Consider the following 14,357-nt stretch of genomic DNA (forward strand, 5'->3'; position numbering starts at 1 on the left):
GCTGCTGGTTATTTCGTGTTGGCTCAAGGGCTCGCTGGGAGCGGCTAGAGCCTAGGCGTCGGCGATCTCGGGCAGGGCGAAGAAGGCGCGGGCGCAAGCGGTCGTGTGCTCGGCCAACTGTTCTGGGCTTTCTCCGCGGTGGCGGGCGATTTCATGCAGCACCTCGAGCAGAAAGGCCGGCTCGTTGCGCCCGTTCTTCGGTTTCGGCCGCAGGCTGCGGGGTAGCAGGAAGGGTGCGTCGCTTTCCAGCATCAGTCGCCCTGTGGGAATTTCCCGCATCAATGGATGCAGATGAGTGCCACGGCGCTCGTCGCAGATCCAGCCCGTGATGCCGATATGCAGATCCAAATCGAGATAGTTGAACAGCGCACGTTTCTCGCCGGTAAAACAATGCACCACCGCTGCCGGTAGACGATCACGGTAGTCGCGCAGGATCGCGAGCAGGCGCTGGTCGGCCTCGCGTTCGTGCAGGAACACCGGGAGTTGCAGTTCCACGGCCAGCGCCAGTTGCTCTTCCAGGGCCTTTTCCTGTTGCGGGCGTGGCGAGAAATCGCGATTGAAGTCCAGCCCGCATTCGCCGACGGCACGCACTTCTGGCTCCTGTAGCAAGGCGCTCAACTGGCTCGCGCTAGCGCTGTTCCAACTGCTGGCGTCATGCGGATGAATGCCGGCGGTGCAGAACAATCGGGTGCCGGTTTCATCCCCTTGGCGGCAGAGCGCAAGCGCCTGTTCGCTGCCTTCCAGGCTGGTGCCAGTCAGCACCAACTGAGCAACGCCTGCTGCGTAGGCGCGAGCGAGGACGGCTTCATGCTTCTGCGCGAAGCTGGCGTGGGTCAGATTGACGCCGATGTCGATGAGTTGCATGGTGCTACCTCAGTGCTGAGCGGTGCAGCATAACAGAGCTGTTTATTTATAAATAAATTCAATAGTTACAGTCGCTTAGCGTTTGTTATTAATGTCGAATACATATTGAAACTGGCATCTGCAGGCGAGCTATGCGAACCTCCGCGCCCCGCGCGCGCCGGGAACTTGTTCCAGGGCGCAGTGCTCTTAGGCGGTCAGGTTGGCTGAGCCTGACCCTCTTCTGGAGACTTGATGACGCGACCGCTGCTGCTTCTGTTCTGCCTGCTGGCGCTGCTGCCGTTACCGGCGGCTGCGCGCTTGGCTGGGCCGCCGGAAGGCTGGCAGCAACCGAGTGCTGCCCGCGACCTGGGGCAGATTCGCAGCAGCGGGGTATTGCGCGTATTGGTTAACCAGAGCCGCAATAGCTCCGGCGAGGTGAAGGGTCAGGCGATTGGCGTCGAATATCACCGCCTGCGAGCTTTCGAGCAATACCTCAACCGCAACGCTGGTGATGGCCGCCGCCTGACCCTGAAAATCATCCCGAAAGCCAAAGACCAGTTGCTTGGTGCTCTGCAGCGTGGCGAAGGCGATCTGGTTGTCCCTGGCGAATTGCTCAGTGCTCGCAGTGGCCAGGATGTCAGCCCAGGTGTGGCGATTGGCAATGATGTGCCCCTGGTCTTGGTCGGCCGACAGGGCGATCGGCGTTACCAGCGTCTGGAGCAACTGGCGGGCCGCAGCCTGGCGTTGCCGGCGGGCAGTGCCGCCGCCGAGGCGCTGCGTGCGGTTAACCAGAAGCTGGCGCAACGCAAACTGCCGCCCATCGTGGTCGAGTGGGTTGACCCCAGCCTGGCGGTAGAGGATGTGCTGGAGATGGTGCAGGCCGGCATCTTCAGCCTGACGGCGGTCGAGCAACCGATTGCCGAGCGTTGGCTTAAGGTCATGCCGAAGTTGCGCATCGAGCGTCATCTGGTGCTGGCTAACGCAGGTGATATCAACTGGTTCGTGCGCCGTGATGCACCCATGCTGCGCGCCAGCATCGACCGTTTTCTCAAGACCTATCGCAACCCGACGGATCAAGACGCGGTGTTCCAGCGTGTCTATCGCCGCCTGTACAAGGTGCATTACCCGCTGGCGCGGGCCGATCGACAGCGTTTGGAAAAAGTCCGCCCGGTGTTGCAGCGCTATGCCGAACAGCATGACTTCGATTGGCTGACGCTGGCCGCGCTGGCCTTCAAAGAGTCGACGATGAACCCGAGTGCGCGTGGCGCTGGCGGTGCCACCGGGTTGATGCAAATCACCCCGGCGGCGGCGCGCAGCGTTGGGGTCAGTAATGTGCAGGTGCTGGACGGCAATGTGCAGGCTAGCGTCAAGTACCTGGCCAAGCTGCGCCGTAGTTTTTTCAACAGCGCCCAGATCAACGAGCGTGAGCGCATGGCCTTTGTCCTCGCCGCTTACAACCTGGGCCCGCAGCGCGTGCAAGGCTTTCGGGCGGAGGCGCGCCGCCGCGGTCTGAACCCTAATCAGTGGTTCTTCCAGGTCGAGCGTATAGCCATGGAGCAGGTGGGGATGGGCGTCGCCAGTTACGTCAACGCGGTGAACAAGTACTACCTGGCCTATGACCGTGAGCGTTATCGACTGGAGCCGCAGGGCCGGGTAGCGAGTTTGCGAAAGTGATCAAATTATTCAATGCTGATTAACGATAATTTGCGATTTTAATATCGAAAATATCTTCTAAGCTGTCGTCCAACAACCCCCCTCAAGCAAAAGGACAGCAGCAATGAATAACCTGATCAAATCCGTGCTTTCTAGCCATGCGGGTTACGGCATCACCCTTCTCCGCGTGGTCGCTGGCCTGACCTTCGCCGCTCATGGCGCGCAGAAATTGTTCGCCTGGTTTGGTGGTTATGGCCTGGTGGGCGTCGGCCAGTGGATGGAGAGCATCGGTATTACGCCCGGCTACCAGATGGCGTTGTTGGCCGGTAGTGCGGAGTTCTTCGGCGGCCTGGCGCTGGTGATTGGTTTGTTGGTACGCCCGGCGGCGCTGGCGCTGGTCGTGGCGATGCTGGTGGCGGTGCTGACTGTGCATTGGGTCAACGGCTTCTTTATCACCGCGAATGGCTTTGAATACGCGATGATCCTGGGGTTGATCAGTGCAGTACTGTTGATCGAAGGGGCTGGCAAGCTGTCGCTGGATCGCCGTATCGCCGGCTGAAGCTGAACAATCAGCGACAAACGAAAGCCCGCCTTGTGCGGGCTTTCGACGTTTTAGGGCTTGCCTTGGTTGCGGGCGGCGGCGAGCTGGATGGCGGCATCCAGGCGCAGGCGTTCCTGTTCGTTGAACTGTTCCTCGGCCAGTTGGCGGATGGCTTGATCCTTATCCACAGGGCTCAGCCCGGGCTCGGCTTGGATCCTGGCCTTGGCGGCACTGTAGTTCGCTACACGCTGATTCCAGCCTGCACGCTGTTGATCCAGCGCTTCCAGTCGAGCGGTGGCCTCGGCGCCTACCAACTGCTGGCGCAGCGCGCGGATCTGCTCGGCACTGCCACCTTGCGCTAGCAGTTGTGCGCTCTGCGTGTGCAGTTCGTTTTGCAGTTGTGGCAGCAGGCTGTCCTGCAACTCCGCGGGCAGGCTTTCGCGCAGGCGATCCAGCGCGGCGCCTTTGGCGGCAGTATCCAGGCTGTCGTCACGGCTGATGGCCAGGCGTTGCAGGCTGAACTGGTTGTAGGCCTCTTCTTGGGCGAAAAACGCCTGATGCGCCTCGGGGCTGAACAGTCGCGCCCGTAGCGCCTGTACCGCGGCTTCGCGCTGGCGGATCGCATCCAGGCTGCTCAACTGCGGCATGTCGCGCTCCAGCCGCACCAGTTCAGCTTTGTAGTTCAGGTACTGATCGAGCAGGGCCAGGGCCTGGCTCTCGGCTGGCTGCTCAAGCTGACCGGCGATGTAGTCTTGCAGCCGCTTGACGCTGCTTGGCAATGACTCCTCGCCAATCGAGCTCAAGAAGTAATCGAAGATGTGCCGGATGTCCTCGCTGACCAGCAGGTTGCCGGCCGCGTCGAGATGAAAACTGCCGTCGACCTGTGTGCCTTTGAAGGACGGCGGTAGCGCTTGTAGCGTGGCCGGCAAAGGTGCTGCCGGCAGGTTGCTTGGACTGGTCGAGGCTGGAGTGCTAGACGGTTCGGGCGCAGCGACTGGAACTGGTGTCGTGGCCACGTTGGTCGGTATCGCGCTCGGTTGCAGGTAGAGCATCAGCGCCACGCAGGCGCTAAAGGCAACAGGCAGAAGCAGCAAGAGTCTCTTCACGGGTATTACTCATGTTGAGTTGGTCATGTTGAGCGGGTCATGAGGAGCGTGGTCGGCGAACAGCCGGGGCCCAGCCGGGCCCCGCTGCCGGTGTTTACAGGCCGACGTTTTTCAGGCGGTTAGCCTGCTGGCGGTAAACCGTGGTGGGGTCGGTCTCGAATAGGCTGGTTAGACCAAAGGCCTGGTTCACCTCATCGAGGTGGTTCATCCGATAGTCGTCGCGGATCACCTGGCCCAGGTGCGAGCTGCAGCGGCCGACCAGACCGTCGTTGGCGGCGCCGTTGAAGGTCAGCGAGGTGGCGCCGAGCAGCAGGTCGCTGGGGTCCAGGAGGTTGGTCAGCGGGCTGGTGCCGCCCCAGGAGTAGTAACGCACGCCATTGACGCTGTACGCGCCTTCGCCGCACGCAGTGGTGGGGATGCCCTGCGGGAACTTGGCGTTGAACACCGCGGCGCCCGCACTGTTCAGTGACTCCAGCGTACCCAGCGCATTTTGCGGCGTGGTGCTGGAGCTGGCGGAGAAGAAATTGATCAGTCCGCCGAGGCCGTTGACTATCCCGTTCAACAGGGTTTCACCCGCCGAGCCCGGCGGGACCTGGCGAATGAAGTCGGCGGCGGCCGAGCCCTTGTGCGGCGCGCCAACGCTGGTGGCGGAGGCGATCAGTTCGGGGCGCACGGCGGCGACATAACGGATGGTCGGGCCACCATGGCTATGGCCGATCAGATTGACCTTAGGCTGGCCACTGATCGCGACTATCTCTTCTACCTGGGCCAGCAGTTGTTCGCCGCGTGCTTCGGAGGTGTCGAGTTGGCTGACTTCGGTGATGTAGACCTTGGCGCCATCGCTGCGCAGGGCTGAGGGAATGCCGTACCAGTAATCGATGCCGAGGATGCTGTCGAAACCCAGCATGCCGTGGGCGAGCACCACAGGGTATTTGGTTTGGGTGTAGCCGGATGAGCCGAACCAGCCTGCTTCGGCTTGGCTTGAGATAAGCAAGCCAGAAGCGAGGCAGAGGGCGAGCAGGGTTTTATTGTTGTTCATGTGCGCTCTCGTAAGGGGGGAATAGGCGGGTAGCGCAATCCTTGCGAGCCGCACGCCCATCCAAGGGCGTGCACTTCAGCGCAGGGCACAGTGCACGATTCATGCCATTTTCAGGCAGCCGCAGGCAGCGGCTCTGGGGCGAGCTTTAGCGCGCGAATTTTGAGTTTTCAGGGGCGCTGCAAGCTGGTGCTGCTGTTACGTGGTGAAACGATAGCGCTGCCGCTTGGGAGTAATTGCCAGCGTTCCAGCAGCCGATAGTGCGTGCCACGGGCGGTGTTTTCCGAGGCGAACAAGGCAAACTCGCTCACTGGCCAATCGAAGGATGGGTTGGCATCGACCGTAAATAGGGGGCAGTGGCGAGCCAGGGTCAGGTGCGGGTGGAAGGGGCGGCTTTCCAGGTTGAAACCCGTGTTGAGCAAATCGGTGCGCAGCTGCTGGGTCAAGGTCAGCAGTGCGGCTGGCGTTTGGCTGGGCGCGAGATAGAGCAGGCCATTGCGCCAGCGGTGCAGCGACTCCAACGGCAGATTAAAGGCCGGAGCCTGCAGACTGGCGGCAAGCGCTTTCAGCTCGTCTATGCGTCCACGCGGCTGGCTACCGAGAAAGGCCAGGGTCAGATGGAGATTGCCTGCGGCAACCGGCCGGCCGTCCAGGTACAGGCTGTCACGCCAGGCGGCAATGGTTCGGGCCAACTCGGGCGGGCAGGCGAGGGCAAAGAACAAGCGCAGAGGGGGTGTGCTCATGGCTGACTGCTCCAAGGGGGCGTCTTGACAGTATTGCCTGTGCTTCTCTAGGATTCCGCCCCATGCGCCGATTTAAACAGCTACTTGCGGGGCGCCGAGCACCTTCCATGAAGGTTTCTCATAGAAGTCTTTCATCAAGGCTTCGAAATACCGCTAAAGCGCTGGTTCGGTGTCGCCTCTCACCGCTGCCTAGCGGAATTCTTGAGGTGGAGACACAACCGTATGAGCTGTCCTAAACCTCTCTACCCTAAGCCTCTGGTTCGCCTGGCCCCGATCACCTCTGGGTTGATTCAACGCAATCCGAAAATCCTGCTCGGCGGCAATCACCAGCCGACATTGCTGCGTTATCTCGATGGCTGGCCGAAGCGCTGGGATGGATCACGCACCTTCCTGATTCAATTTGCCCGCGATGACGAGTCGCTGGCGCGCTTTGCAACCGACAGTTTCGACCTGGCGGTGGTGCAGGCGCCGACTGCCGAGCGCTTGCAGGAGGTCGTGCGGGAACTGGTGCGGGTGGCGCGGCAGGGGCTGATTACCCGGCGCTAAGCGCCGGCCTTGGCTTGCGCCGCCGAGCTTATCTGGCCGGCAAGCAAGACCGGCTGGGTTTAGCGGTATTGGATCTCGACTATGTAGCAGGTCTTCTCGCCGGTCGGCGCCTGAACCCGTACCTCGGCATCCAGCGCTTTGCCGATCAGGGCGCGCGCCAGCGGTGAGTCGATGCTGATCAGGTGCTGTTTAAGGTCCAGCTCGTCCGGGCCAACGATGCGGTAGCACGCCTGCAAGCCCTCTTCATCTTCAATCGTGACCCAGGCGCCGAAATAGACCTTGTTCGGGTCGGACGGGTGCTCGCTGACCACCTTGAGATTTTCCAAGCGTTTGCTGAGAAAACGCACGCGGCTGTCGATCTCCCGCAGCATTTTTTTGCCGTAAATGTACTCGGCGTTCTCCGAGCGATCACCGAGCGCGGCAGCTTCGCTGACGGCCTGGGTGACCTGCGGCCGACGTACATGCCACAGCTCGTGCAGTTCGGCGCGCATCCGTGCTTCGCCTTCGGGGGTGATCAGCGGGGTGCCAGCGGAACGCGGTGGGCGGTAACGGCTCATGATGCTCAGTTACTAATAAGGGAGATCGAGTTTAACAAGCTCAGCCCTCACGCAGCACTGTGAGTGGGCTGGCATTCAGCGAGCGACGGGTGCCCAGTACGCCGGCGCCGCCGACCAGCAGGGCGCCAAGTAGCGGCAGCAGCAACAACCAGGGATGCGGCTGCCAGGCCATGTCAAAAGCAAAGCGATAGAGCAGAAAGCTCACCAGTTCGCAGCCCAGCGCCGCCAGCACGCCACTGGCGGCACCGAGGACGCCAAACTCGGCACGCCGCGCCTTGATCAGCAACTCGCGCTCGGCACCTAGGGCCCGCAACAGCGCGCCTTGGCGAATCCGCTCATCCAGCGTCGCTTGCAGGCCGGCGAACAGCACCGCAAGGCCGGCGGCCAGCACGAACAGCAGCACATACTCCACCGCCAGAGTGACCTGGGCGAGGATGCTGCGCAGCTGCGCCAACAGTGCTTCGACCTGCAGCAGCGTGACGGCGGGGAAGGCGCGGGCCAGCTCGACCAATTGCCGCTCCTGCTGCGGCGGCAGATAGAAGCTGGTCAGGTAGGTGACCGGCAGATCCTGCAAGGTGCCGGGCTCGAAGACCATATAGAAATTGGGCTGGAAGCTGTCCCAATCGACGTCGCGCAGGCTGGTGACTTGGGCATCACGGGCGAGCCCGCCGACGCTGAAGCTCAGGCGGTCGCCGAGTTTCAGTTGCAGACTTGCGGCGAGCTTGGTCTCGACTGACACGCCGGGTAACGCAGAGGCGTGAGCGCTGTTCCACCAACTTCCGGCGCTCAGGCGGTTGCCTTGCGGTAACTCGGCAGCCCAGGTGAGGCTGAGGTCGCGGCGGATGGCGCGGTCGCCGGTCGAATCCTTACTCACCACTTGCTTGACGGGCTCACCATTGATGGCCACCAAGCGTCCTGGCACTACCGGATAGAGCGCTGCGGGATGTGGCGAGAGCACGGCTAGGCGTGCGGCGAAGGCGTCCTTCTCGGCCGGTAGCACATTCAAGGCAAAATGATTGGGTGCCTCTTTCGGCAGTTGATCTTGCCAGCTATCCAGCAGTTCGCTGCGCAGCAGCGCGATCAGCGCCATGGCCAGCAAGATCAGGCCGAATGCCAGGGCCTGCCCGGCGGCTGCCAGTGGGTGGCGCAGCAACTGGCCGAGGCCCAGGCGCAGAGGTAGCGACGCGCGGGCCAGTAAACGCCGCAGGCCTTGCAGGGCGAAGACGAGCAGGCATGCGAGCAGTAGAGCGGCAACCAGGCCGCCGCCAAGCAGGGCCAGGGTCAGTTTCAGATCCAGGCTCAGACGCCACATGATCAGGGTGAGTGCCAGCAGGGCGGCGCCGTAGACCAGCCAGGAGCTCGGCGGCACCGGGAGCAGATCGCGCCGCAGTACCCGCAGCGGCGGTACGCGCCCAAGGGCGGCCAGCGGCGGTAAGGCAAACCCTGCCAGGGCAACCAGGCCCGTGGCGATCCCGGCCAAGGCCGGGAACAGGCCGCCGGCCGGTATCTCGGCGGGCAGCAGGCCGTGTAGTAAGTAAAACAGCCCCTGTTGCGCCAGCCAGCCGAGCAGGGCACCGAGGCCGCTGGCGGCTAAACCGAGCATGGCCAGTTGCAGGCTGTAGAGACTCAAGGCTTCGCTGCGCGACAGGCCCAGGCAGCGCAGCAGGGCGCTGGCGTCAAAGCGCCGGGCGGCGAAGCGTGCCGCGCAGAGCGCCACCGCGACACCGGCGAGCAGCACCGCCGCCAAGCTGGCAAGGTTCAGGTAACGCTCGGCACGACCGAGGGCCCCGCCGATCTGCCGGTTGCCATCGCGCGCATCCTCCAGTTGCTGGTGTGCGGCGAGTGTGGGCTTGATCGCCTTGCGGTAGCCGGTGAGCGCGTCGGCTGTACCGCGCCATAACTCGCGGTAACGCACACGGCTGCCGGGCTGCACGATGCCGGTGGCGGCGAGGTCGTCGAGGTTCATCAGTAGCCGGGGCGTCAGGCTATAAAAGTCGCCCGCGCGATCGGGTTCATAGGTGAGCACACGACTGAGCCGCAACGTCTTGGCACCAATCTCGATGCTATCGCCGATTTTAAGGTTCAAGGCGGCCAGCAGGCGTGGCTCGGCCCAGGCTTCGCCAGGCTGTGGGCCACCGCCGACGGTTTCTGCCTGGTAAGGTGCGGCGGCGCTTTTCAGCTCGCCGCGCAGCGGGTAGGCGCTGTCGGCGGCCTTGACGCTGGCCAATTGGATGTTTGCATCGGTCGCGATGACGCTGGAAAACTCCACCACTTGCGCGTGTTGCAAACTCAGCCGTTGGCCCGCGGCAATTTGTTCGGCGCTAGCCGGCGAGCTACCGCTGAGCAGCAAGTCCGCGCCGAGGAACTCGGTGGCGCGCAACAGCATGGCGCCGTTCAGGCGGGCACTGAAATAGCCAATGGCGGTGCTGGCGGCGACGGCGACGAGCAAGGCAAAGAACAGCACGCGCAACTCGCCGGCGCGGGCATCGCGCAGCAACTGGCGCAGTGCCAGGGCGAGCAGGCGGGCAAAGGGCAAACGCGCCATCAGGGCTCCACGCGGTCGACGAGATGACCGCCCTCGAGGCGGATCAGGCGCTGACAGCGATGGGCCAGGCGCTCGTCATGGGTGACCAGAACCAAGGTGGCACCGCGTTCCTGGTTCAACTCGAACAACAGGTCGCTGATGCGCTCGCCGGTGTGGCTGTCGAGGTTGCCGGTGGGTTCATCGGCAAACAGTACATCCGGTTCGGCGGCGAAGGCGCGGGCGATGGCGACCCGTTGTTGTTCGCCACCGGAGAGCTGGCGCGGTGAGTGGCTCAGGCGCTGGCCGAGACCAACCCGCTCGAGCAGGCTGCGCGCCCGCTCGCGAGCATCCCGGCGACCCTCCAGCTCCAGCGGTAGCATGACGTTTTCCAGTGCGTTGAGGCTGTCCAACAGCTGAAAGGACTGGAAGACGAAACCCACATGTTCCGCGCGCACCCGAGCCCGCTGGTCTTCATTCAGTGTGCCCAGGCTGTGGCCCGCCAGGGTGACCTCGCCGGCGCTAGGCAGATCCAGGCCGGCGAGAAGGCCGAGCAGGGTGGATTTGCCCGAGCCGGAAGTGCCGACAATCGCCAGGCTATCGCCGCGCATGAGATCAAGTGACAGGTCGTGCAGGATGGTCAACTCGCCTTCCGCGCTGGGAACCACTTTGCTAAGGTTCCGCGCAGAGAGAATGCTTGCGCTCATGGAGAATCCGATGCGTACGTGGTGGGTAAGTAGTGCCCTGATGCTGTTGCTGTGGGCTCAAGGGGCTGCGGCGGACACCGTGCTGGTCGTTGGCGATAGTATCAGCGCCGCTTTGGGCCTGGAAACCAGCCAAGGCTGGGTAGCCTTGATGCAAAAGCGCTTGGTAGAGGATGGTTTCGAGCAGAATGTGGTGAATGCTTCGATCAGTGGCGACACCAGTGCGGGTGGCTTGGCGCGCCTACCGGCGCTGCTTTCAGAGCATCGCCCGAGCGTGGTCATTATCGAGTTGGGCGGCAATGATGGACTGCGCGGCCAGCCCCCAGCGCAATTGCAACAGAATCTTGCGGCGATGATCGACGACTCCCGAGCCCAGGGTGCTCGGGTGCTATTACTGGGCATGCGACTGCCAGCGAATTATGGCGAACGTTACAACAAGGCTTTTGCCCAGGTATTCACCACGCTGGCTGAGGAGAAACAGGTGCCGCTCGTGCCGTTTTTCCTTGAGGGGGTGGGTGGCGTACCGGAGCTGATGCAGGGGGATGGCATTCATCCTGCGGCGAGTGCACAGCCGCGGTTGCTGGATAACCTTTGGCCAGCCCTGAAACCCTTACTCTGAGGCTTTTCCGCACGCCGCCTTTCGGCTAAGGTGGCGGGCCCGCTCAGGAGCCCTCAATGCCGCGTCCCGCCTGGTCTCTGCATGCCTATCAACTGATCGAGCCAGACGAGCAGCTTGATCTGTTCGCCTGCCGTGAAGTGCGCTTGCATTTGGTTGCCCGCCAGCTTGAGTTGAGCGGTTTTGCCGATCGCACGCTGTGTGGCGGTTTGCTGCCGGCGCAGCCGCGCTGGTTGGACGTGGTAAAGCCGCTGCTGCGCGATAAACGCCTCTGTTCGGCCTGCTATGCCACCCTGCAAGCGCAGCGTGGCGGCGAGCGGCCGGTCTGGTCGGGTGTCTGAACCCTCCCGGCAACTCAAGTGCCAGTGTACAATTGCGTTTTCTCTAATTAGCTAAATTACGCCAAGGATTTCCGGATGTTGTCGCGCGCTCCTGCCGTCGCCCGTTCCCTGTCTCTCGCCGCGCTGTTCTCGGTCGGCCCAGTCGCAGCTCTGGAGCTGCCTTTGCCGCCGCCGGGCGAAGATATCGTCGGCCAAGTGCAGGTGATTAAAGCCAAGTATGAAGATACTTTTGCCGATATCGGTGTGGCTAACGATCTGGGCTACTTGGAAATGGTCGCAGCCAACCCAGGCGTTGATCCTTGGCTGCCGGGTGAGGGCACCGAGATCATCTTGCCGACGCGTTTCGTGCTGCCGCCTGGCCCGCGCGAAGGCATAGTGATCAATCTGGCGGAATACCGTTTGTACTACTTCCCGCAAGGGCAGAACGTCGTACACACCTACCCCTTGGGGATCGGTCGTGAAGGCTGGGGCTCGCCCATCGCGGCCACCACTATCACGGCCAAAACACCAAACCCGGCGTGGTATCCGCCAAAATCGATTCGTGAAGAGCATGCGGCAGATGGTGACCCATTGCCGACAATCGTGCCGCCGGGTCCCGACAATCCGCTGGGTCCGTTCAAGTTCACCCTCGGTGTACCGGGTTACTTGATCCATGGTTCGAACAAGAAGTTTGGCATCGGCATGCGCGTCAGTCACGGCTGCTTCCGTATGCTCAACCAGAATGTGTTGGAGCTTTCCAGCATGGCTCCGGTGGGGACCAAGGTGCGCATCCTTAACGATCCTTATAAATTTGGCGTCAGCGCTGGCAAGGTCTATCTCGAGGCTCACACGCCGCTGGATGATCAGGGTGTGCCGTCGGTGGTCGACAAGCATACCGCGGTGATCAATGCGCTGCTCAAGCGCGAGGATCAGCTCGGCAGCCTGCGTCTGGATTGGGAAGTGGTGCGCGAGGTGGTGGCTGCCGAAGATGGCCTGCCAGTAGAAATCGCCGAGCCTAGCCCGGCAGTGGCGAGTAACGTTTCCGACCAGATCTGATCTGTAGGCTGTGCAAAAAGCCCGCTGCGTGGTGACGCGCAGCGGGCTCTTTATTGCGCCTTACTTGGCTTTTGACCAAGTGCAGGCAAAAAAAAGCCGACCCAGAAACCGGGTCGGCTTATATAGCCTCGAGAGACTATTACTTGCGGCTGGCTTTTTCCAGCATACGCAGAGCGCGCTCGTTGGCTTCGTCAGCAGTTTGCTGAGCCTTCTGAGCAGCTGCCAGAGCTTCGTCAGCCTTACGGTAGGCTTCATCAGCACGAGCTTGAGCACGAGCAGCTGCGTCTTCAGTCGCAGTCAGACGGGCTTCAGTTTCTTTGGATACGCTGCTGCAACCGGTGGCCAGAACTGCGGCCAATGCCAGAGCAGAGAATTTCAAAACGTTGTTCATCGTGTTCCCCTTAAGGTGGACTTTTCCATAAAAGCAATTCCCCGAGCTCGAGGAATTAGCCGGCCTACATACTACCCATTACGTGTAGTAAGTAAACTGACAGAGCGCCAGCGCGACACTTTTTTCGGTTAATTGGGTGTTTGGTAAGCAACCCGCAATGTCTTTGTATAAAAAATATCCAACTTTGCTCGCGGCTCGCCCAAGCATCATTATCTTGCCGCAGTAAGCCGGTGATCCGTTTTGAGGGTGTGCTTGGCTGCTGCGAGCGCAAGCGCAACTATGCATAACTTTATCGGGCGCTCATCCAGTGCTGACCTCATTCACGAGATTAAAGCCATCTGTGCGAGTTTGCTTGGAGTTGAGCAGTGACTGGCAATATGCCGGCCTGCTAAGCTCGCGGGCTTAGGCTTACAGCAGTGAGCATGCCGCTAGACATCAAGGACGTCCACATGTCGAAAATTCTTAAATGGGGCTTGCTCTCTGCGCTGCTCATTGCCGTGCTGATCAAACTGTCGCTCTGGTTGTCGGTGCGCGCGATCATGGACGATGCTATTGGGCAGTTGTCGCCTTATATGGACATCAGCTACGGCGGTATCACGTCTTCTTTCGATGGCCGGGTCGGCCTGGAGAAAGTCGATGTGCGAGTGCCGGCTCTGCGCGATAGCGTACGAGTGGCGCACGCTGAGCTGAAGTTTAACGGTCTGGGTGAGCTGCTGCGTTTCAAGGAGCGCCTGGCCGAAGGCAAGTTCCCTGAACAGCTGGCCGTCAGTCTCAAAGGCTTGGCGCTGGATGTTCACGGCCCGTTTATGCAACAGCTGTATGACATTCCCGCTGAGCGCAGTGTGTTCACGGCGATGAGTGAAGTGGCGTGCGGCAAGGTGCGTAATATTGGCACGACCGAGCTGCTGGATATGGGCTATCGCACCTTTGAAACCGATGCGCAGTTCTCTTATCTGTTCCAGCCTGGTGCGCAAAAGCTGACCTTCAATCTGACCTCCGATACCCGTGAGATGGGTGAGCTGCGTCTGGGGTTGTCGCTGGCTAATATGTCTGAAAAGCCCGGCGATCTGCGGGTTAACCCGCCGAAGGTGGCGCTGGTAACGGTCGAATTAAACGACAACCAATACCAGCGCAAGGTGCAGGAGTACTGTGCGGGCAAGCTTGGGCAGTCCACTGAGGTCTACCTGAAAACGGCGGTGGAGCAGTTTGACCGGGTACTGCGCAGCCAGCGTGTCGCCCTTGATTCGCCGGTGCTCGAGGCCTATGAGCGCTATCTAAAAGACCCGCAGTCACTGCGCTTGGAGCTTAATCCGAGTGAAGGCATGACCTGGGACGGGCTGCAGTTCTTCGAGGCCAAGGATGTGTTGGCTATGCTGCGTCCGACCTTGCTGATCAATCGGCAGTTGGTTACGCCGCTGGGGTTTGCCTGGGTCGATCCGACGGCGCATAAGGAGCCGCTGGTCGCTGAGGTTGTGGTTGCAGAAAAAGTTGAGTCATCTGGTGCTACGCCGCAATATGAGTTCGTCAATGTAGCCAGCTTGGCGGATTATTCCGGTAAGCGCTTGCAGTTCATCACCCATGATGGTGCCTACTATCAGGGGGTGCTGCACAAGGTGGAGAACGGCAAGGCGTATCTCAGTGTCCAATTTGGCGCAGGATCGGCGGAGATGTTTCTTCGCCTGGAAAAGATCGATAAGGTAAGGGTCATGTTTTAAGACCCGCTG

At 61.4% G+C, this 14,357-nt stretch carries 15 protein-coding genes; 7 read left to right on the plus strand and 8 right to left on the minus strand.

Going from position 1 to position 14,357, the window contains the following annotated elements; all coding sequences use genetic code 11:
- Positions 1–51: 51 nt before the first annotated feature.
- A complete protein-coding gene (locus FFS12_RS03490; RefSeq protein WP_137885538.1) occupies positions 52–864 on the minus strand; it encodes a TatD family hydrolase in 813 nt (270 codons plus the stop codon).
- A gap of 231 nt (positions 865–1,095) precedes the next feature.
- Here FFS12_RS03490 and FFS12_RS03495 point away from each other — a divergent pair, with 231 nt between their 5' ends.
- Both FFS12_RS03495 and FFS12_RS03500 read left to right on the plus strand, forming a co-directional pair.
- Complete coding sequence (locus tag FFS12_RS03495) at positions 1,096–2,517, plus strand: transglycosylase SLT domain-containing protein (RefSeq protein WP_137885539.1); 1,422 nt, start codon at positions 1,096–1,098, stop codon at positions 2,515–2,517.
- 103 nt (positions 2,518–2,620) lie between these two features.
- On the plus strand, positions 2,621–3,055 hold the full coding sequence (locus FFS12_RS03500; protein ID WP_137885540.1) for a DoxX family protein: 435 nt from the start codon (positions 2,621–2,623) through the stop codon (positions 3,053–3,055).
- 53 nt (positions 3,056–3,108) lie between these two features.
- Here FFS12_RS03500 and FFS12_RS03505 read toward each other — a convergent pair whose 3' ends face one another.
- The 3 genes from FFS12_RS03505 to thpR form a co-directional block, all read right to left on the minus strand.
- The gene (locus FFS12_RS03505; RefSeq protein WP_137885541.1) at positions 3,109–4,143 is read right to left on the minus strand and encodes a lipase secretion chaperone; all 1,035 of its coding nucleotides are present in this window, start codon (positions 4,141–4,143) and stop codon (positions 3,109–3,111) included.
- Between the two features lie 94 nt (positions 4,144–4,237).
- Complete coding sequence (locus FFS12_RS03510; RefSeq protein ID WP_137885542.1) at positions 4,238–5,182, minus strand: triacylglycerol lipase; 945 nt, start codon at positions 5,180–5,182, stop codon at positions 4,238–4,240.
- A 167-nt stretch (positions 5,183–5,349) separates the two neighbouring features.
- A complete protein-coding gene (gene thpR / locus FFS12_RS03515; protein WP_137885543.1) occupies positions 5,350–5,922 on the minus strand; it encodes an RNA 2',3'-cyclic phosphodiesterase in 573 nt (190 codons plus the stop codon).
- A 222-nt stretch (positions 5,923–6,144) separates the two neighbouring features.
- On the opposite strand from thpR, the gene FFS12_RS03520 reads away from it, so the two are divergent.
- Positions 6,145–6,468 carry a hypothetical protein gene (locus FFS12_RS03520; protein ID WP_137885544.1) on the plus strand — a complete coding sequence of 108 codons (324 nt, stop codon included), beginning with the start codon at positions 6,145–6,147 and terminating at the stop codon, positions 6,466–6,468.
- A 59-nt stretch (positions 6,469–6,527) separates the two neighbouring features.
- Here FFS12_RS03520 and greB read toward each other — a convergent pair whose 3' ends face one another.
- Genes greB through FFS12_RS03535 form a run of 3 tightly spaced genes read right to left on the minus strand, consistent with a single transcriptional unit; the run spans position 6,528 to position 10,253 of the window.
- Positions 6,528–7,025, minus strand: coding sequence for a transcription elongation factor GreB (gene greB, locus FFS12_RS03525; RefSeq protein WP_137885545.1), 498 nt, complete (start codon positions 7,023–7,025; stop codon positions 6,528–6,530).
- A 40-nt stretch (positions 7,026–7,065) separates the two neighbouring features.
- Complete coding sequence (locus FFS12_RS03530) at positions 7,066–9,570, minus strand: ABC transporter permease (protein ID WP_137885546.1); 2,505 nt, start codon at positions 9,568–9,570, stop codon at positions 7,066–7,068.
- Positions 9,570–10,253, minus strand: a complete 684-nt coding sequence (locus FFS12_RS03535; protein WP_137885547.1) for an ABC transporter ATP-binding protein — start codon at positions 10,251–10,253, stop codon at positions 9,570–9,572. Before FFS12_RS03535 ends, FFS12_RS03530 begins: the two co-directional genes overlap by 1 nt.
- A gap of 10 nt (positions 10,254–10,263) precedes the next feature.
- On the opposite strand from FFS12_RS03535, the gene FFS12_RS03540 reads away from it, so the two are divergent.
- From FFS12_RS03540 to FFS12_RS03550, 3 genes are all read left to right on the plus strand, one after another.
- A complete protein-coding gene (locus tag FFS12_RS03540; protein WP_137885548.1) occupies positions 10,264–10,869 on the plus strand; it encodes an arylesterase in 606 nt (201 codons plus the stop codon).
- Positions 10,870–10,925: 56 nt separating this feature from the next.
- On the plus strand, positions 10,926–11,207 hold the full coding sequence (locus FFS12_RS03545) for a hypothetical protein (RefSeq protein WP_137885549.1): 282 nt from the start codon (positions 10,926–10,928) through the stop codon (positions 11,205–11,207).
- Between the two features lie 75 nt (positions 11,208–11,282).
- A complete protein-coding gene (locus tag FFS12_RS03550; RefSeq protein ID WP_137885550.1) occupies positions 11,283–12,242 on the plus strand; it encodes a L,D-transpeptidase family protein in 960 nt (319 codons plus the stop codon).
- A 139-nt stretch (positions 12,243–12,381) separates the two neighbouring features.
- On the opposite strand, the gene oprI is transcribed toward FFS12_RS03550, so the two are convergent.
- Positions 12,382–12,633, minus strand: a complete 252-nt coding sequence (gene oprI, locus FFS12_RS03555) for an outer membrane lipoprotei OprI (RefSeq protein WP_003448337.1) — start codon at positions 12,631–12,633, stop codon at positions 12,382–12,384.
- Between the two features lie 449 nt (positions 12,634–13,082).
- On the opposite strand from oprI, the gene FFS12_RS03560 reads away from it, so the two are divergent.
- Entirely contained in the window at positions 13,083–14,348 is a 1,266-nt protein-coding gene (locus FFS12_RS03560; RefSeq protein ID WP_137885551.1) for a hypothetical protein, read from the plus strand.
- The last annotated feature ends 9 nt before the right edge of the window (positions 14,349–14,357 follow it).

Source organism: Pseudomonas sp. 2FE (genome assembly GCF_005503735.1).
GTDB lineage: Bacteria > Pseudomonadota > Gammaproteobacteria > Pseudomonadales > Pseudomonadaceae > Aquipseudomonas.